The 219-nt window shown below is 59.4% G+C and carries 1 pseudogene; it reads right to left on the bottom strand.

Annotation, left to right across the window (positions count from 1 at the left end):
• A pseudogene (locus H0248_RS21695) lies at positions 1–219 on the bottom strand (type VI secretion system tip protein VgrG); the annotation flags it as partial.

Below are 219 nucleotides of genomic sequence, written 5' to 3'. Positions count from 1 at the left end.
CCATATTCGTCACAGTAGATTTCCTCACCCGCCGGGCCGACAACGGTGGCAATTTGCGGACCATCGACCATCGGTTTGTACGGTAAATCGGCACGCCAGGTGCTTTTGGCGCTGATGACCTCGAAGCTGTTGCTGTAGGTGGTCGGTTCACCGCCGCTTTCTTCTTCCAGCGCCTGCGGCTGCTGCCCGCTGTGCGTGATGGCAACCAGTTGCCAGCCA

Source organism: Pectobacterium brasiliense, assembly GCF_013449685.1.
Lineage (GTDB): Bacteria > Pseudomonadota > Gammaproteobacteria > Enterobacterales > Enterobacteriaceae > Pectobacterium > Pectobacterium brasiliense_A.
This window is presented reverse-complemented; position numbering and strand designations above follow the sequence as displayed.